The 18,919-nt window shown below is 68.1% G+C and carries 10 protein-coding genes; 8 read left to right on the top strand and 2 right to left on the bottom strand.

The features are described 5' to 3' along the window. The first annotated feature begins 221 nt into the window (after positions 1–221). Genes ACH4S8_RS35595 through ACH4S8_RS35585 form a run of 3 tightly spaced genes read left to right on the top strand, consistent with a single transcriptional unit; the run spans position 222 to position 12,768 of the window. Entirely contained in the window at positions 222–5,255 is a 5,034-nt protein-coding gene (locus tag ACH4S8_RS35595; RefSeq protein ID WP_398401642.1) for a DEAD/DEAH box helicase, read from the top strand. Further along, a complete protein-coding gene (locus tag ACH4S8_RS35590) occupies positions 5,252–8,275 on the top strand; it encodes a helicase-related protein (RefSeq protein WP_398401640.1) in 3,024 nt (1,007 codons plus the stop codon). The genes ACH4S8_RS35595 and ACH4S8_RS35590 overlap by 4 nt, the downstream gene beginning before the upstream one ends. Next, on the top strand, positions 8,272–12,768 hold the full coding sequence (locus ACH4S8_RS35585; RefSeq protein WP_398401638.1) for an Eco57I restriction-modification methylase domain-containing protein: 4,497 nt from the start codon (positions 8,272–8,274) through the stop codon (positions 12,766–12,768). The genes ACH4S8_RS35590 and ACH4S8_RS35585 overlap by 4 nt, the downstream gene beginning before the upstream one ends. Positions 12,769–12,849: 81 nt before the next feature. Here the strand turns inward: ACH4S8_RS35585 and ACH4S8_RS35580 are convergent, their stop codons facing one another. Together ACH4S8_RS35580 and ACH4S8_RS35575 are read right to left on the bottom strand one after the other, a co-directional pair. After that, entirely contained in the window at positions 12,850–13,071 is a 222-nt protein-coding gene (locus ACH4S8_RS35580; protein ID WP_398401636.1) for a DUF397 domain-containing protein, read from the bottom strand. Continuing rightward, a complete protein-coding gene (locus ACH4S8_RS35575; RefSeq protein WP_398401891.1) occupies positions 13,068–13,937 on the bottom strand; it encodes a helix-turn-helix domain-containing protein in 870 nt (289 codons plus the stop codon). The genes ACH4S8_RS35580 and ACH4S8_RS35575 overlap by 4 nt, the downstream gene beginning before the upstream one ends. Before the next feature lie 156 nt (positions 13,938–14,093). Between ACH4S8_RS35575 and ACH4S8_RS35570 the strand changes: the two genes are divergently transcribed. From ACH4S8_RS35570 to ACH4S8_RS35550, 5 genes are all read left to right on the top strand, one after another. Continuing rightward, the gene (locus ACH4S8_RS35570; RefSeq protein WP_398401634.1) at positions 14,094–14,585 is read left to right on the top strand and encodes an ATP-binding protein; all 492 of its coding nucleotides are present in this window, start codon (positions 14,094–14,096) and stop codon (positions 14,583–14,585) included. A 114-nt stretch (positions 14,586–14,699) separates the two neighbouring features. Continuing rightward, the gene (locus ACH4S8_RS35565; protein WP_398401632.1) at positions 14,700–16,898 is read left to right on the top strand and encodes an AAA family ATPase; all 2,199 of its coding nucleotides are present in this window, start codon (positions 14,700–14,702) and stop codon (positions 16,896–16,898) included. Continuing rightward, positions 16,895–18,109, top strand: a complete 1,215-nt coding sequence (locus tag ACH4S8_RS35560; RefSeq protein WP_398401630.1) for an McrC family protein — start codon at positions 16,895–16,897, stop codon at positions 18,107–18,109. The genes ACH4S8_RS35565 and ACH4S8_RS35560 overlap by 4 nt, the downstream gene beginning before the upstream one ends. 92 nt (positions 18,110–18,201) lie before the next feature. Then, positions 18,202–18,486, top strand: a complete 285-nt coding sequence (locus ACH4S8_RS35555; protein ID WP_398401628.1) for a type II toxin-antitoxin system Phd/YefM family antitoxin — start codon at positions 18,202–18,204, stop codon at positions 18,484–18,486. A gap of 5 nt (positions 18,487–18,491) precedes the next feature. Then, positions 18,492–18,878, top strand: a complete 387-nt coding sequence (locus tag ACH4S8_RS35550) for a type II toxin-antitoxin system VapC family toxin (protein ID WP_398401889.1) — start codon at positions 18,492–18,494, stop codon at positions 18,876–18,878. The last annotated feature ends 41 nt before the right edge of the window (positions 18,879–18,919 follow it).

Here is an 18,919-nt window from a genome sequence, read left to right as displayed (position 1 = left end):
GGGTCCACCAGAATCTCATCAATGATTACGGTGCCTTCACGAGTTCGCTGGTATCCGTCCGAGATAGGGATATTCGGCAGCATCTTGACGAGGAGCGTGCACGCAAGGCCCGCTGGCCTGATCCTCGCATTTCGCTCAATCCAAATTTTCGCAGCGGTGGCACTGTTGCCGAACTAGTTGATGCCGGTGTTTTGCATCCCATGTGCCGCGACTATTTCCGGGTGAAGGAACACGAGCACGACCCTGGTTCCCGGACCCTGACGCTCCACCGTCATCAGCGGGAAGCGATCGATGCGGCGGCTCGCCGGGACTCCTATGTCCTCACCACCGGCACTGGCTCCGGAAAGAGCCTCGCCTACATCGTTCCCATCGTCAACGAGGTGCTGCGCCACCCGAACTCCAAGGGTATTTCGGCGATCGTCGTTTACCCTATGAATGCACTCGCCAACAGCCAGGAATACGAGCTTGCCCGCTATCTGAAGTGGGGGATTCCCGAGGCGAACCGCCGGGTGTCTTTTGCCCGGTACACCGGCCAGGAGGATGCCGAGGGCAAGGCGGCCGTGCTGCGTTCCAAGCCGGACATCCTGCTGACGAACTACGTGATGCTGGAGTACCTCCTCACACGCCCCCATGAGCGGGAGGAACTCATCGGGGCAGCCCAGGGCCTCAGGTTTCTGGCCCTCGATGAACTTCACACCTATCGGGGTAGACAGGGAGCGGATGTCGCTTTCCTGGTGCGCAGGCTTCGCGATGCCTGCGCTGCCCCCGGCCTTCAGTGCATCGGTACGTCCGCCACCATGGCCAGCGCCGCCACGTTCGAGGACGCTCAGGAGAAGGTCGCCGATGTCGCCACCCGGCTGTTCGGTACTTTGGTCCGGCCCGGTCGGGTCATCGGCGAGACCCTGGAACGGTCCACCGACCCGGGGGCCTTTCTGGCGCTGTCCGTCGCCGAACGCAGGGCGGCGCTTGCCGCGGCTGTCTGCAGAGCTGAGCGGGAACCGCTTGCGCTGCCGCAGGACTACTCGATGTTGAAAACCGACCCTCTCGCCGTCTGGGTGGAGGATTCCTTCGGCCTGGCCGAGGACGAGAAGGCCGCCGGGCGGCTGGTGCGCAGGACGCCTGTAACCGTTCCGGCCGCGGCGGCCGTGCTCAGTGGGGACTGTGGCGAGAGCCAGGAGGTGTGCTGCACCGCGATCGAGGCGATTCTCAGAGCTGGCGCGAAGGCGCTGCACCCGCAGCACGAGCGCCCGCTGTTCGCATTTAGGCTGCATCAGTTCCTCTCCAAGGGCGACACTGTCTACGCCAGCCTCGAACCGGCAGGTCAGCGCCACCTGACCAGCCAGTACCAGGTCAGCGTGCCCGCACAGCGGGACAAGCCGCTCATCCCGCTCTCGTTCTGCCGGGACTGCGGACACGAATATCTGGTGGTGACCCGCGAGGACGGTGTCACCGGGCCACGCTTCGTCGCGCGCCGGGACCCCGAGGCCCCGGCCGAGGATGGCGACGGCTACCTCTATGTGAGCGAGGAACGGCCCTGGCCCACCGCGTCCGACGACATCCTGGGAAGACTTCCGGACAGCTGGGTCGAGACCGCCGATGACGGGACCCGCTTCATCGTGCAGGCACGAAGCGGTGACGTCCCGCGAGAGGTATGGATCGCTCCGGACGGGGTGGCCCTTGCCGGAACAGGGGAAGGGCTGCGCGCCTGGTGGATCTCCGCTCCCTTCCGCTTCTGCTTGCGCTGCCGCGTCAGCCACGAACAGCTGCGCGCCCGCGATTTCGCGAAACTCGCCACCTTCGCGGCCGAGGGACGCAGCTCGGCGGTCTCCCTCATCAGCTCCAGCGTGGTGCGCTCCCTGCGCGGCCAACAGGACATCGACGAGCGGGCACGCAAGCTCCTCACCTTCGTCGACAACCGCCAGGACGCCAGTCTCCAGGCCGGGCACTTCAACGACTTCGCCCAGGTCACCCAGATCCGTGGCGCCCTCTACCGGGCACTCGCCGCCGCGGGCCCGGCAGGGTTGCGCCATGACGTGCTGCCGCAGGCCGTCCAGGAAGCGCTGGGCCTGCCCATGGAGGACTTCGCTCGCAACCCCGGAGCCAAGTACAGCCAGCGGGAGTCCGCCCGCTCGGCCCTGCGAGCCGTCCTCGGCTACCGGGTCAACGCCGACCTCGAACGCGGCTGGCGCATCACCATGCCCAACCTCACCCAGACCGGACTGCTGCGCTTCGAGTACACCGACCTGCGGGAGATCGCGGCCGACCAGGAGTGCTGGCAGGGCGCCCCGATGGCGCTCACCGACGACTCTCCCGAACACCGGGAGTACCTTGCCCGGGTCCTCCTGGACGAGCTCCGCCGCTCACTCGCGGTCGACGAGCCCCTGCTGACGCAGGACGGGTTCGACCAGCTCCAGCGCCAGTCCGACGCCCATCTGCTCGGCGTCTGGGCCCTGCCTCCGAAGGAGCCCCGTGTTCCCTCACGGGTCGCTTTTCCCGGGTCGGGCCCCAAGGGTGCCCCGTCCGGCGAGGCCATCTACCTCAGCGGTCTCGGCGCGTACGGACGCTTCCTGCGCCGCCCCGACCAGTTCCGGCAGATCCCCGGGCTGGCCGGTAAACGGATGCCGGTCGCAGACGCAGACTTGGTGATTCGCGGTCTGCTGCGCGTCCTGGAGACCCATGGTCTGGTCGCGATCGTGCGCGAGGAGCGGGACGGCTCGCTCGGCCATCAGGTCAGGGCCGCCGCCCTGCGCTGGCTGCCGGGCGACGGGATCGCTCCCGAGCCCGACCCTCTGCGCAAGGTCAGCGACCCGGGCGCCGAGCCACACGTCAACACCTACTTCAGGGACCTCTACCGGGACACCGCGTCGCAGCTGGTGGGTCTCGAAGCCAGGGAACACACCGCCCAGGTTCCTTCCGACCTGAGGGAGAAGCGCGAGAAGGCGTTCCGTGACGGCGACCTCAGCCTGCTGTACTGCTCGCCGACCATGGAACTCGGCGTCGACATCGCCACCTTGAACGCGGTGGCCATGCGCAATGCCCCGCCCACCCCGGCCAACTACGCCCAGCGATCGGGCCGGGCCGGTCGTTCCGGGCAGCCCGCGCTGGTCACCACGTACTGCTCCACGGGCAGCGCCCACGACCAGTACTACTTCCGCCGTCCGGAGCTGATGGTCGCGGGCAGTGTCACGCCTCCCCGCCTCGACCTGGCCAACGAGGAACTGCTGCGCAGCCACGTCCACGCGATCTGGTTGGCCGAGACGGGAGCCGCTCTCGGCCGGCGCATGACCGAGGTCATCGACGCCGAGGCCGTCGCACAGACGCCCGGTGAGCCGGTTCCGCTCCGGCTCACCGAGGCCATGCGCACCCAGCTCGACAGCGAGGCGGCCCGCCGCCGCGCCATCGACCGCGCCACCGCCGTGCTCGAACCGCTCCTCGACGACCTCCGGGCGCGCACCTCCTGGTGGTACGACGGCTGGATCGAGGACGTCGTGCGCACCGCGCTGCGCCGCTTCGACGACGACTGCGAGCGCTGGCGCCGCCTGTACCGCGCGGCGCTCGCCGAACGCGAGGAGCAGCACCGCATCGCGGGGGACCTCTCCGTCGACCCCAGGAACCGCCGCATCGCGCAGGCACGCCGAGCCGAGGCCGAGAACCAGCTGAAGCTGCTGCGCAACGAGGACAGCGAGGAGTCCTTCAGCGACTTCTACACCTACCGCTACTTCGCCTCCGAGGGATTCCTTCCCGGCTACTCCTTCCCCCGCCTGCCGCTCGCTGCTTACATTCCCGGGCAGCGGGGCGAAGGACGGCTCGGGCAGAAGAACGGCGCGTACATCCAGCGCCCCCGCTTCATCGCGATCTCCGAGTTCGGCCCGGGGGCGCTGATCTATCACGAGGGCCAGCGATACGCCGTCGACCGAGTGCAGGTCCCCATGGGCGCCACCCCGGGGCAGGTCGCCACCAGCGATGTGCGGATCTGTTCCACCTGCGGCACCTGGTACGACCGTTCGGACGGCGTCGACCGGTGTGACGACTGCGGGGTGCCGCTCTCTCTCACACTGGGCCGGACCATGCTCCTGTCCACGGTCCATGCCTCGCCGGTGCGCCGGATCTCCTCCGACGAGGAAGAACGTCTCAGGTCCGGCTTCGAGCTGCTCACGGGCTACCAGTTCTCCCAAGGTGGTGGACGGCTGGATGCCACGGCCGCGGACGACGACGGTCCGGTGCTGACCGTCGGTTACGGCGACACGGCACGGGTCCGCGTCTTCAACATCGGCCGCCGCAAGCGCAAGCACTCCGCCGACCGTGGCTTCTGGCTCGACCCGATCCAGGGCCGGTGGCTCAGCGCCAAGAAGGCGGGGGAGATCCAGGAGGCATCGGCCGAGGACGAGGCGCTGAGCCCGTTCGCCTCAGCGGACCGCACAGTGCAGGTCATTCCCTATGTCGAGGACCGCAAGAACATCGCCGTGCTGCGTCTTGCCGAGCCTGTCGAGAACGAAACGCTTGCCGTCACGCTCCGCTACGCCCTGGAGCGCGGCATCGAGGCTCGCTACCAGCTGGAGGACTCCGAGCTGGACAGCCAGGACCTCCCGGACGATGAACAGCGCGGTCGGATGCTCCTCATCGAGGGTGCCGAAGGCGGCGCGGGCGTGCTCAGGCTCCTTCACGACGATCCCGAAGCCCTTGCCGAGGTCGCTCGGGAGGCTCTCCGGATCATTCATGTCGACCCGGACGACGGTCGTGACCTGGACCGGGCCCCCGGTGCCGTGGAGCGCTGTGAGCGAGGCTGCTACGACTGTCTGCTCACGTACGGCAACCAGGGCTTCCACACCCGCATCGACCGGCTTGTCGTCGTACCCCTCCTGATGCGGTTGGCCGCCTCGACCACTCAGGGTGAGCGACAGGTGACACCCGCCGCTCAGCGGGCCCGGGCGCTCGCCCTGGCCACGGAGCAGGCGCAGGGACCGGTCGCCGAGTTTGTAGAGTGGCTGGGCCGCTCGGGCCACCGCCTCCCCGACGAGACGCACCCGGAGCGGTCCGGTGACTCGACCCGCCCCGATGTCGTCTATCGCCTGCCGGGCGCCGACGTCGCCGTCTATGTGGACGAACCGGGCGGCTGGCATCTCGACCGACAGGCCGAGTTCCGGCTGATCGACGACGGCTGGCTGGTCATCCGGGCCGGCGCGGACACCAAGGAGTGGGAGAACGCAGTGCGTGCACATCCGGACGTCTTCGGCCCCGGACGGAGCATCCGATGACGCTTCCCGACGCCACCTCCACACAGTCGCCGACGTTTCGCCGCGCGCCCGGCGACCTTGTCTCCGCCCGTGGCCGCGACTGGGTGGTGCAGCCCCACGGGCTCGGCGAGCCCGACGGCCTGGTGATTGCGCAACCCCTCGACGGGGACCGCGAGTTCGTCACCGCCCTCTTCCCGCACGAGATCCAGGAACCCGGCTTCGGCAGGCCCAGGGCCGTCCCCGGCGAAGTCGGCGACTTCGCCTCGGCCGGACTGTTGCGCACCGCGCTGCGGATTGCAGCGAGCCACGGAGCGGGGCCTTTCCGCTCGCTGGCGTCCATCTCGGTGCAGCCCCGCCAGTACCAGCTGGTGCCGCTGATGATGGCGTTGCGCATGGACACCGTACGGCTCCTCATCGGCGACGACGTCGGTATCGGCAAGACCGTCGAAGCGGCTCTGATCGGCAAGGAGCTGATCGAGCAGGGCTCGGCCAACGGAATGGTGGTGCTCTGCTCGCCGTCGCTCGCCGAGCAGTGGCAGAGCGAACTGCGGGAAAAGTTCGGCATGGAGGCGGAGCTGGTGCTGCCCTCCACCGTGGCCAGGCTCCAGAAGGGGGTGGAGCAGGGGCAGACGCTCTTCCAGCGCTACCCCTGCACAGTGGTGTCCACCGACTTCATCAAGCAGTCCGATCGTCGAGAGACGTTCCGCCGCACCTGCCCCGACCTGCTGATCGTCGACGAGGCGCACACCTGTGTCGGTGCGGGCACCGGGCACCAGCAGCGGTACGAGCTCCTCAGCTCCCTCGCCCAGGACGAGGACCGCCACCTGATCCTCGTCACCGCGACCCCGCACAGCGGCGACGCCCACGCCTTCGCCAAGCTCACCGGCCTGCTCGACCCCGGCCTGAAGGGCCTCGACCCCTCACTGCCCGCGCACCGCGACCGCCTCGCCCGCCACTTCGTACAGCGTCGCCGCCGCGACATCAGGCACTACCTCGACCAGGACACCCCGTTCCCCAGCGACCGCAAGCTGCGTGAAGTGCCCTACCAACTGGGCTCGGAATACGCCCAGTTCGTCCGGGACATCATCACCTACGCCCGCGAGCAGGTCCGTCGCCCCGACGGCTCCCACAAGCAGCGCCTCACCTGGTGGTCCGTACTGAACCTGCTGCGCTGTGTGCTGTCCTCGCCCGCAGCCGCCGTCGAGACGCTGACCACACGTGCCTCGATCGCCGCTGCCCGCAGCGAGGAGGAGGCCGTTCGAATCGGTCGTGCGGCAGCGCTGGAGCTCATCGACGACGAGACCACCGAGGGAATGGACGCCGTCCACGGCTCCCTCCTCGACACGGACGACATCGGTGACGGAGTCCGGAGCAGGCGCAAGCTGAAGTCGTTCGCCGCCCGGGCCGAGGCCTTGGCGGGCCCGGACGCCGATATGAAGCTGCGCACCCTCGTCGACGAGGTGAAGGGTCTCCTCGTCGACGGCTACGACCCAATCGTCTTCTGCCGCTTCATCCCCACGGCCGAGTACGTCGCCCGGCACCTGGCCGATGCCCTCGGCCGCAGCGCCCACGTCGACGCGGTGACCGGCAAGTTGCACCCGGACGCCCGCCAGGCCCGTATCGACGAACTCACCGCCAAGCGCGGCCGGCATGTCCTGGTCGCCACCGACTGCCTCTCCGAGGGCGTGAACCTCCAGGACGACTTCGGCGCAGTCCTCCACTACGACCTGTCCTGGAACCCGACCCGGCACGAGCAGCGCGAGGGCCGCGTCGATCGCTTCGGACAGTCGCGTGAGAACGTCCGTGCCGTCACCCTGTACGACACCGACACCGGCATCGACGGCCTCGTCCTGGACGTCCTCATCCGCAAGCACCGGGACATCGCCCAGCAGATCGGTGTAGTCGTCCCCGTCCCGGACGGTGGCGACGGCGTACTGCGCGCGCTCGCCAACAGTCTCCTGGTACGCGGACAGGGCGTCGAGGAGCAGCTCACCCTCGACTTCGGTACCGACGAACTGTTCAGCCAGGCCAGGGAACGGCTCTACAAGGAGTGGGACAGCGCGGCCGACCGGGAGTCGAAGGTCCTGACCAAGTTCGCCCACAGCGGCCTGCGGCCTGACGAGGTCCAGGCCGAACTCGAAGCACTGGGGCAGGCGCTGGGCGAGCCCGCCGACATCGCCGACTTCACCCGGGAAACGCTGAAGGCACTGGGCTCGGCCGTACGTCCCGACACACGCTCCACGGGATTCACCGCGCCGGTGGGGCCGCTGCCACGGGGTCTGCGCCACGGGCTCGGCATCTACGAGGACCCGGACCTGGGCGAAGGCCCCGGGGCGGCCCAGGCGCCCGCGCGCACGGCAGCCAAGGGCCGGCCCCGCATCGCGGCGACCCCACCGGAGCTGGTGTTCCGGCAGGACCTGCCGGTCGCGGCGGGACAGCACGCTCTCTTCCGCGGCGATCCGGCTGTACGCGCCGTGGCCCGCTACGTCCTGGACTCGGCTCTCGACCCGAAACTCAGCGAGCACGACCGCCCGGCCCGACGGCTCGGCGTCATCCGCACCACCGCCGTCGAGGCACGCACCGTGCTGCTCCTGGCCCGCTACCGGTTCCGGCTGACCCTGCCGCCTCGCCGTACCGGCCCGAGCAAGGGCAGACCTCACGAACTGGTGGCGGAGGACGCCCAGTTGCTGGCCTGGCGCGCCACCGAGGACGGCACCCGCGAATGGCTCACCGACGACGAGATCGCGCTTCTGCTGCGCGCTACTCCCGACCGCAACACCATCCCCTCCATGCGGGAGCAGCAGATCGGCCGTGCCCTCGACGAACTCGACGAGCCCGAAGTCGAACAGCGCCTCGAAGCCCACGGCCGCGAGGTGGCGGAACGCCTTGAGGCCGCCCACAAGCGGGTGCGCGAGGCCGCCGGCGAACGCGGCCGGGCCCGCGGAGCCGCCGCGGTCCGCGGTATCACCGCCCATCCGGCGGGCGACCCCGACCTGCTCGGTGTCTACGTGTACGTCAAGCGCCCCGGAGGCTCCAGGTGACGACTCTCGCCCCCGATCACCTCCCGGCGAGCACGGCGGTCCGCGTGGAAGGAGCCCTGCTCTCCGCCGACCTGATCAACAAGATCCGTTTCGGCGACCGGGAACTCCCGGGCGCGGCCCCCGCCGACTACGGCCTGCCGCGCGGCGTACGCGTGGAAGACGCCGCCAGCCGCAAATGGGAGTACCTCAAGGCCACGTACGCCTCCTTCTGTGAGCAGCTCGCGGAGCTCGGCCCCGACGCCGACCCGGCGAAGCTCACCTACCGGGAATGGCTGCGCATCCTCTTGGACGAACTGGGCTACGCGGGCCGCACCGCCGTGCCCAAACGGTCCGGCATCGAGGTCCCCGGCCGGGACCCTGGCTCGTACCGCGTCAGCCACCTCTGGCAGAACCATCTGCCCGTCCACCTCCTGCGCTGGGACACCGACCTCGACCGAGGCATCGGCAATGACCGAGCCCCCCAGTCGATGCTCCAGGAGCTTCTCAACGTCTCCGACAAGCACCTGTGGGCCCTGCTCTCCAACGGCAGGGTGCTCCGTGTCCTGCGGGACTCCACCGCTCTCGTCGGTTCCGCGTACGTCGAGTTCGACCTCGATGCGATCTTCGGCGGCGACCAGTTCGCCGACTTCCAGCTCCTCTATGCGATGCTCCACGCCTCCCGCTTCGAGCTCACCGCGAAGCCGGAGAAGCGGCGCCGGGCGGCGGCCGTCACCGACGAGGCGGAGGACGAGGCGGAGGAGGGAACGCTCGACGAAGCGGCGACCGCCGCCGACGACATCGAACTCACCCCCGCCGACTGCCGCATCGAATGGTGGCGCACCTTTGCCATCGAGACCGGCATCCGCGCCCGTGACCGCCTGCGCAACCAGGTCAAAGCGGCTCTCGGTATCCTCGGCAGCGGCTTCCTCACGGCCAACCCCCGTCTCGGCGAAGCCCTCATCCGGGGCGGCAAGGCGGCTCTGGACGACTTCCACCACGAACTCCTGCGCCTGGCCTACCAGTTGGTGTTCCTCTTCGTGGCGGAGGACCGTGACGCCCTCCTGCTGCGTCCCCAGAACGACACCTCTCCCGAGGAGGCCGAAGCCCTGGAGCAGGCCCGGGCTCTCTACACCCGCTACTTCTCCACGGCCCGCCTGCGCCGCATCGCCTCCCGCAGACCCGGTGACCGCAACACCGACCTGTGGGCCGGTCTGCGCACCGTCCTCGACGCCCTCGGCGAGGAAGGCGGCCTCGAAGCGCTCGCCCTCCCCGAACTCGGCGGCCTGTACTTCCGCATAGAGGAGGACGACCCTGAGTGGGCGGCGTTGCTCCCTGGCAGCCCCGAGCCACTGCGCGCGGCCGACCTGCCGAACGAGAGCCTCCTCGCCGCGGTCAAACTGCTCTCCCGCGTGTACGACCGCCAGGGCCGCCCCAGCCGTGTCGACTACCGCCACCTGGGCGCCGACGAACTCGGCAGCGTCTACGAGTCCCTCCTAGAACTCATCCCGCGCCACAACCCGGCGAAGGAGGAGTTCTGGCTCCAGGACCTGGTGGCCGGCAACAAGCGCAAGACCACCGGCTCGTACTACACACCGTCCGTCCTGATCGAGAAACTCCTGGACAACGCCCTCGACCCGGTCATAGAGAAGCACACGGCATCCGGCATCCCCGACGACCTGCTCAGGATCCGCTTCGTGGACCCGTCCTGTGGATCGGGACACGTCTTGGTCGCCGCGGCCCGCCGCATCGCGCTGCGCTACGCCCAGATGCGCGACGGCGAGCTGGAACCGGCGCCGGAGCGGATCCGCGAGGCGATGTCCAAGGTCGTACGGAACTGTGTCCACGGCGTGGACATCAACCCCCTGGCCGCGGAGATCGCCAAGGTGTCGCTGTGGCTGGAATCCCTCACCCCGGGCGAACCACTGGCCTACCTCGACGACCGCATCAAGGTCGGCAACGCGCTCCTCGGTACGACACCGCTGCTCCTGGAGTCCGGGATCCCCGAGACCGCGTTCAAGAAACTGGAGGGCGACGAGGCCAAGGCGGTCACCGATGCCCGGGACCGCAACCGCAAGGAGCTCAAGGGTGTCAAGATCTGGGTCCAGACCCAGCTCGGCGAGCCCGCGGCCCACGCCGGCACGGCGACGGTACGTGTGGCCGCCGAGGAGGCCGCCAAGCGCCCGGCGGGCAAGGGCCTCGCGGCCATCCGTGAACTGGCCAAGCGGCACCGGGAGTTCGAGCGCGACCCGGAGCTGAAGCGGCTCAAGCGGGTCGCCGATGCATGGTGTGCGGCGTTCATCTGGCCCAAGCGCAAGGACGCGCCGACACCGATCACGACGGGAACACTGGCCAAGCTGGAACAGGGCCTGACGCTCGAGGGCATCCCGAAGCCCGAGCCGAAGATGGGCGAGCAGCCCGTCGAGGAGACGGACGAGGAGGTGGAATGGCGGGAGCGCGCAGGCGAGCGCGAACTGCGCGACATCGTCTCCCGCAACCGCTTCTTCCACTGGCACCTGGAGTTCCCTCGGGTGTTCCGGGTCGAGGAGCGGGACGCGAAGGACGTCAACCCGGCGACGGGGTGGCAGGGGGGCTTCGACGTGGTGCTGGGGAATCCGCCGTGGGAGCGGGTGAAGATCCAGAAGAAGGAGTGGTTCGCCGCCCAGAACCCGTACGTGGCGGACGCGGCCACGGCGAACGAGCGCGAGGCACGCATCGGTGAGCTGCTCAGCACCGTAGACGAACACGGCCAGGCCATCGAGGCCGACCGCAAGCTGCACCGCGAATACCTCACCGCTCAGCGCGAGTCCAAGGGCACCACCAACATGCTCCGGGACTCGGGCATCTTCCCGCTGACGGGCAAGGGCGACGTCAACACGTACGCGGTCTTCGCGGAGAAGTCCCGGATGCTGCTCTCGGCCGAGGGGATGGCGGGGCTGGTCCTGCCGACCGGGATCGCGACGGACAAGACGACGTCGGTGTTCTTCGCGGATCTGGTGGAGCGGCGGCAGCTGGCCACCGTCCTGGACCTGGAGAACGAGGAGAAGCTGTTCGCGGACGTTACGAACAAATACCGCTTCTGCCTGTTCACGTTCGGCGGTCCCGCCCTGGAATACGCGAGGGTTCGGCTGGCGTTCCGGGCACGGAGGCCGGATCAGCTGGACGCGCGGGAGTTCCCCATGGACGCGAAGGCGCTTCGCCGCATCAACCCGAACAGTCTGACGTCACCGGTGTGTGAGGGGCCTGATCACTATCGGATTCTTGACGAGATGCATCAAAAGTCGTCAGTTCTTTGGGACAAGAGCGACGAACAGGGGAATCCATGGAATCTTCTCCTCATCCGCATGTTCCATATGTCGGATGACTCTGATCGATTTCGCAGCCTGGACTCTCTTGTGAGGGATGGGTGGACGCTCCAGGGATCAGTCTTCGTCAAGGGGGAGTCCTGTTTTCTCCCGCTCTATGAAGGGAAGTTCACGCACCACTTCGATCCTCGCTTTGCGACATTCGAAGGCGCTACCCAAGCGCAGATCAATAAGGGTACGCTGCCTCGCTTCGGCCTTGATGGCCACCGTGACCCCGCAAAGTTGCCGCTGCCGCGCCACTGGATTTCCGTGGATGAGGTGGAGACATGGCTGGCTCCTGAGCCAGGTGCCCCAGGGGTCAACTGGCCGCACGGTTGGTTGCTGGGCTGGCGAGATGTGGCTCCTACGGCGAACCAGCGTACGGTCATCCCGTCTGTACTTCCACGTACAGCTGTAGGTCACACTGAGCCGTTTATCGTGCCCAGGAACCTTGGTTTTCCGGTGCACGCTCTACTTGCCAACCTGTCAGTCATCGCTCTTGATTTTGCGGCACGTCAGAAGATCCAGGGCTCACATGTCACGTATACCTACCTCGAACAGCTCCCGGTACTTCCCCCGGCCACGTACGCCAAGCCCGTTCGCTGGCTTGGGAACCAATGCCCCGAGTCCTGGATCCGCTTCCGCGTCCTCGAACTCACCTACACCTCCTACGAGATGGTCTCCTGGGCCCAGTACCTCGGTGACGAGGGTCCGCCTTTTGTCTGGGATGAGGACCGCCGTTTCCTCATGCGCGCCGAGTTGGACGCTGCCTACTTCCACCTGTATGGCATCGAGCGCGCAGACCTCGACCTCGTCATGGACAACTTCCGCGCCTTCCGTAACAAGCAGCCTGAACTCTTCGAGCGCACCAAGAACGAGATCATCCGTGTCTATGAGGAGATGGCGTCTGACACCCCCTATGTCACGCCCCTCACCCCGCCCCCAGGCCAGGGCCCCCGCCACGACCCCGGCACCAGCCCCCTGACCCGAGTGGCCCCGCCGTCACCGCTTGCCCCGACGGCCGCCCAGCCGACTCAGCCGAAGAAGGCGGTTCCGGTCAGGAAGGCCAAGAAGGCGTCCGAGGCCGATCAGTTGGGTGGTGGCCTGTTCGGCCTGAACGAGGTTGAGGGAGTGGACATACAGCTCGACATCTTCTCCTCCGGCGACGAGTAAGCCTCGTTCCCGCACGCGCAAGAGTGGCCGCCGCCCCGAACCTTCCGGGCGGCGGCCATCCGCGTACTGCTCGCCGAACGATCAGAGCTCGTCGGCGAACACACCCGCCCGGAACGCCGCCCATTCCGACGCGGTGAAGCACAGCGGCTCCCGCTCCGGGTTCTTCGAGTCCCGTACGGCCCGGCCGCCGCCGGGTAGTTCGGCTATCTCGACGCAGTTGTTCTCTCCGGCGCTGGCAGATGCTTTGCGCCAGGTCGCGGCAGAGAGGTCGTACGCGTACAGCTCTGCCTTCGGGTCCTTCACGTGCGTCTTTCCTCTTCCATCCGTGCGATGAGTGCCATCGAATCATCGACGGGAAGTGCTGTCGCGACGATGCGCTCGAAGGCGTCGGCGAAGACCTTGACCTCGTCGACCCCCTCAACGTAGGTCGCACCGATGAGGTTTTCCAGTAGTACTACGTCAGGCATGGGGCCCGGGAAACCGACGAGGTTGAAGCCGCCTGCGCCGCCAGGGTGCGGAGTGGCCGCGAGGGGCATGATCTGAAGCGTGACGTTGGGCAGTTCCGCGACATCGAGAAGGCGGCGCAGCTGGTCACGCATGGTGTTGGGGCGGACCGCGAACCGTTGGTGGAGCACAGCTTCGTGGATCACGGCCCAGAACTTCAAGGGCCGCTCGGGCTGCGTGAGCACGGCTTGCCGGGCCATGCGCACCTCCGCAAGGGCGGCCACCTCCTCGGCAGTGCGAGTGGTGGCGTTCGCTGCCACGACTTCACGAGCGTAGCCGGCTGTCTGCAACAGCCCGGGGATGATCAGGGGTTCGTAGGCATACACGCTCTCGGCATCCGACTCCAAGGAGATGTAGTCGGCATACGCAGGGGCGACGATTCCGCTGTAGGTCTGCCACCACCCCTGTTTGCGGGCGTCCTTGGCCAGCCCTTCCAGCGCGCTCACGACTTCCGGGTCGTCGACCCCGTACGCCTTCAACAGGTCCGCGACTTCGCTCGGGCGGATGTGCGCGTTGGCGGTCTCGATTCGGGAGAGTTTCGGTCCCATCCAGCCCAGTTGGGCGGATGCGGTGCCAAGGCTCATTCCCGTGGCGTTGCGGTACCGGCGTAGTGCCTCGCCGAGCCGTCGTCGTCGAACAGTGGGTACAGGGCGCACATTTGGCATAAGTCGAGCCTTCCAGCGCAACCCGTTGAACGTCCAGAGGAACGAAGGTTCGGTCAACCATTTCGGGTGACAATGTTGCAATTGATCAAGGAATGGCGTCACGCTCAACCTGGCCGCAACCGAGCCAAGTTGGCCAGCGAACCGCAAGGAGCCCCCGTGCCCCTCACTCCCCACCCTCTCCCGTACCCCTTCACTCCCACCGCCTCCCCGGGCCACTACCTCACCCCCACTCCCACCGGCTTCACCCTCCACATGTCGGCCTCCCCGGGAAACCTCCGAGCCGTCCGCGGTCTCACCGCCCATGCCCTGCTCGGCGTCGGCACCGGACCCGATCTGGTCGACGCAGCGCAACTGGTCCTCTGCGAGCTGTACGGGAACGCGGTGCGCGCCTGCGGTGACCATGTGCTGCTCGTCGCCGAGGTGGAGGCCGTACCGGCCGGGGTGTGGGTGCGGCTCCACGATCCCGATGCGCGTCGCCAGCCACGCCGTGTGCCCGGGGCCCGGCTCGACGACGCGGAGGCCGAGTCGGGGCGCGGGCTGCCGCTCATGGACCTGCTCGCGCCCGGCTGGCAGGTGGTGGACACGCCTGTCGGAAAACAGGTCCGCTGCCTGTTGTCCCGGGACCTCGACGGAGCCAACTGGCCGTAGTGGAAGCCGGATTGCCGTAGGGAACCACGGGTGGCGCGCACCGGTGATTGTCAGCGCTCGGAGTTAGTCTCTCCGATGGGGGAGCTGAAGGCCGGCTCCGGACGGAGGGAACCCGTGACCACGCCTTTCGAGGTAAGTGCCAGAGCGGTCCACCAGGCGGCGACGATCCTTGTCAACCATGCCCAGGACGGCCTTCCCTTTAGGCAGCTGTGGCCACTCGTCCGGGCAGCCGACCCTGACCTGGAATCCGACTTCAGGGCTGTCGCACCGGGTGCCGTGAGGGGCGTCGACGTCAGCCTCGGTTACACCGCCACCAGCCTGGTCAAGGCCGGGTGGCTATGCCGCAAGCGTCCGGTGTGGCGGCTGACCGGGCTCGGGGTCGAGGCTCTCGCCGCGTACCCCAAGCCGGTCGACTTCCTCAGCGAGGCGGGCGACCGTTACATGGACTGGCGCAGGGACCGCGACGCGTTCGACGCGGCCGCCGCACTGCTTCAGCTCCTTCCCGACGGCCGGTGGGTAGACATCGAGGACCTCGCTGCCGAGTACGAGGTCGACGCGTACACACTCGCCTCGGTCTTTCAGGGCACCCGTCCCGATGGCTGGCACCTTGCCCTCGACGCCGAGGGCACAACGGTCGGCATGGGCATCACACTGCTGACGAACGAGATCGACACCTGGCGGCACCTGCTCATCGAGGACAACCTCCTCAACGAACACACCTCCAGTGCGGACGTCTTACGCGCTCTGCCGGAAAGGAAGCTGAGCCGCGAGGAGATCACCGCCCTCGTCCTCGGCGAACCGGCTGACGACCCCGTCCTGCCCGAGCGGCCCCGCCGGGTCTGGGTGCTGCGCGGCACCGACGAGGGCGGCGCGAGCCTCATCCGTACCCTCTGGCGCGATGAGTCCGTGGTCACTCTCAGCGCCGGGCGCATGTCGCCACTGCCGACCGGTGCCGGTCCGCAGCGTGTGCGCAAGGCCGTGGACGACGCGTACGAGTCACTGTCGATAGGCCGCCGAGAGGAGCTGGCCAAGGAGGTCCACACCTTCGTCGCCCGGATACAGGACGGCGACATCGTGGTGTGCACGGACGGCGCCAAGGGCTACCTCGGAGTGGTGGGTGGCCCGGCCGTCTACGAGCCGGGCACCACGGGTGCCTACCGGCGCAAGGTCGACTGGCGCAACCTCGACGAGCCCCTCGACATCGCCAAGGACCTTGGCCACGCACTGCTGGGTCGGCTGGGGGACGCCGACGCCCGAATCGTCGACATCAGCGAGTTCGCCCCCCGCCTCGAAGTGCTCATCGGGCCGGACCCCGTACAGGAGGCGCCGCCCGCCGACATCGAGCCCCAACTGCCCGACATCACCGAGACACTGGTCACGGAACTCACCCAGGAGAACGCGGCCTGGCTCCAGGAGTGCGTCGAACTGCTCAGAGCGAAACCGCAGTTGGTTTTCCACGGCCCGCCCGGCACCGGCAAGACCTTCACCGCCCTCGCGCTCGCCCGCCACCTGACGGGCGGAAACCCCGGCAACGTACGGCTGGTGCAGTTCCACCCCGCCTACTCCTACGAGGACTTTTTCGAGGGCATTCGGCCCAGACTCGCCAAGCAGGGCGCCGACACCGGTCCGGACGGCAGCTCCGGTGTGACCTTCCACCTTGCGAAGGGCCCGCTGCGCAGGCTCGCCGACGCTGCCGAACTCAGGCCCGCCGAGATTTTCGTCCTGGTCATCGACGAGATGACACGTGGCAACCTCGCCAAGGTCTTCGGAGAGCTGTACTTCCTGCTCGAATACCGCAAGCAGTACATCCACCTCCAGTACGGCTCGGACGACGGCAACGGCTTTCGGCTGCCGCCCAACCTGTTCATCCTCGGCACGATGAACACCACCGACCGCAGTGTCTCCCTCATGGACGCGGCGATGCGGCGCCGCTTCTCCTTCGTGGAACTGCACCCCGAGGTCGAGCCGCTGGAAGGCATGCTGGAACGCTGGCTCGATGGCGAGGGCTGGCCCCAGGACGCGGCCAAGCTCCTTGCCGAGCTCAACCGGCGTATCGGGGAAAGCCCCTCGGGCGACCAGGGATTCCGTATCGGCCCGTCGTACTTCATGCAGCCGCTCGCACATGGCGGGCACGCCGCGCTCGCACGGCTGTGGCGGACCCAGATCATCCCGCTGCTCACCGAGTTCCACTGGGGGGACAACACCGACGTCGCGGCCGAGTACGCACTCGACGAACTGCTCCGCCATTTGGGGATCAGCGAGGAAGGCACGCAGGGCACCGGGACCACCGACGGCAGCGGCGGTGCCCAGTGACCGACGCGGCGCCGCCGGTCCGGCTGAGGGAAGGCGACGACTGGAGCGAATGGCAGCTCACCCCCGAACAGATCGTCGCCCTCGACGACAGTGAACACGTCCAGGTCCGGCCCTCCCGCCGCTCCGGCTGGTGCCGCTTGAAGGCCCGTGACCGGGTCGGTGCCGCACGGGTCGGTCGCGGGTCGGCGCAGGTCCGGCTCTCCGTCAAACCCAAAGTGACGGTGGACAGGCTCCTCTACCTCCTCGGATACGCCGAGGAGAAGTGGCTGTACGACGGAGGGCCGGTCGAGGCCGCGACCCGCACCGATCTCCTGCCTGCCGTAGCCCGTGCCTACACGCGAGCCGCGCAGAGAGCCCTGCGGCAAGGCGTGCTGCTCGGTTACCGGGAGACCGAGGCAACCCAGCCCGTCCTGCGCGGCAGACTCCGTACAGCGGCGCAGATGAGCCGCCGCCCCGGCCTTGTACTGCCGCTCGAAGTCGCCTACGACGAGCACACCGCCGACATTCCGGAGAACCAACTGCTGCTGGGTGCTGCACGACGGCTGCTGCGTGTACCAGGAGTCGACGGGCCGCAGCGCACGGCACTTCACGCACTGGCCGCCCGCCTGGACGGAGTGGTGCCGCCCGTTCCCGGAGCCCCGCTTCCGCGCTGGCGGCGAGACCGGCTGAACGTCCGCTATCACCGGCCGCTCGCCCTCGCCGAACTCATCCTTGGTGGGGCGTCGTACGAACTTGAGGACGGGCGGTCCGTCACCGTGGACGGCGTGATGTTCCGGATGTGGCAGGTCTACGAAGCCTTCCTCGCCCGCGCGCTGGGAGAGGCGCTGACCCGCAGGGCAGGCGGCATGTACAAAGCGCAGGACCGCGACCACTTCCTGGCGACGCCCCGGAAGTACGTTCTCGAACCCGATCTGGTCCACTACCTCCCGCTGGCCTCCGGCGGGCGGCGGGCCGCGGCGGTGGTCGACGCCAAGTACAAACGTGGCTTCCAGCGCGACGACCTGTACCAGATGCTCGCGTACTGCGTACGCCTCGGTCTCACGGACGGTCATCTGGTGTACGCAGCCGGCCGTGCGAATGTCGTACGCGTGCCGGTGGTCGACAGCGAGGTCAGACTGCACCGCCACGTGCTGGACCTGAGTCGGCCGCGACGGGAACTGGAACAGAGCATCGAAGATCTTGCCCAAGCCGTCCTGGAACCGAGGACGTAGGGGCCGCTGTGGTCCTTTCACCGGCTGCCGAGAAAGTGGGTACTCTCGAAGAAATGTAGGTACACATCGTGGCTTTCCCGACGGGAGACCTCATGAGCACCATCTCCGTCCGCGAGTTCTCGTACAACCCCAGCGCCGTCTTCGCCCGTGTCGAGAAGGGTGAGGCGATCCAGGTCACCCGGCACGGCAACGTGATCGCCATACTGTCGCCGGCCGGCGGCCCCATGGAGCGGTACGCACACCTGGTGGCGCAGGGGAAGATCAAGCTGAAGCCGGTCACCGCCGCCGAGCGGCACAGCATGCCGCACTATGCGGTACCCGACGACGTCGATCCCGTGGCGCTGCTCCTGGCCGAGCGCGAAGAGGACGACCGTTGATCTACATGGACACGTCGGCGCTGGTCACGTGGATGACCCGCCGTAGCCATTGGGCTGAGCTGGACGCTTTCCTCCAGCACCGGCTCACGGAGCCGCTGGCCACCAGCACGCTCGGCTTCGTGGAGACCGTACGGACCCTGGACCTCATGGGGCACTTCCCGAAGGCGATGGAGGATCTGGACGCCCGGATCACCGAGGTCCTCCTCACCCGGGAGGTGCGTGACGGGGCCGCCCTGCTGGTCGGGCGTCTGAGGACACTGGACGCGATCCACGTGGCCAGTGCGCTGTCGCTGGGGGAGGACCTGACCGCGCTGGTGACGTATGACCGCAGGATGCTCGAGACGGCTCGCGCCGAAGGTCTGTCCGCTCATGCCCCCGGACTGGCGGACTGACCAGGGGTCGCACCGACTGTAGGAACCTGACAGGAGCCACG

Origin of the sequence: Streptomyces sp. NPDC021080 (assembly GCF_044333225.1) — a bacterium.
Classification (GTDB): Bacteria; Actinomycetota; Actinomycetes; order Streptomycetales; family Streptomycetaceae; genus Streptomyces.
Note: the sequence above shows the minus strand (reverse complement) of the source record. Positions and strands in the feature narration are given on the sequence as shown.

Excerpts from the sequence above, each read along its gene's own strand:
- ACH4S8_RS35590 (WP_398401640.1), top strand. The coding sequence starts at position 5,252 with ATGACGCTTCCCGACGCCACCTCCACACAGTCGCCGACGTTTCGCCGC.
- ACH4S8_RS35575 (WP_398401891.1), bottom strand. The coding sequence starts at position 13,937 with ATGCCAAATGTGCGCCCTGTACCCACTGTTCGACGACGACGGCTCGGC.
- ACH4S8_RS35555 (WP_398401628.1), top strand. The coding sequence starts at position 18,202 with ATGAGCACCATCTCCGTCCGCGAGTTCTCGTACAACCCCAGCGCCGTC.
- ACH4S8_RS35550 (WP_398401889.1), top strand. The coding sequence starts at position 18,492 with ATGGACACGTCGGCGCTGGTCACGTGGATGACCCGCCGTAGCCATTGG.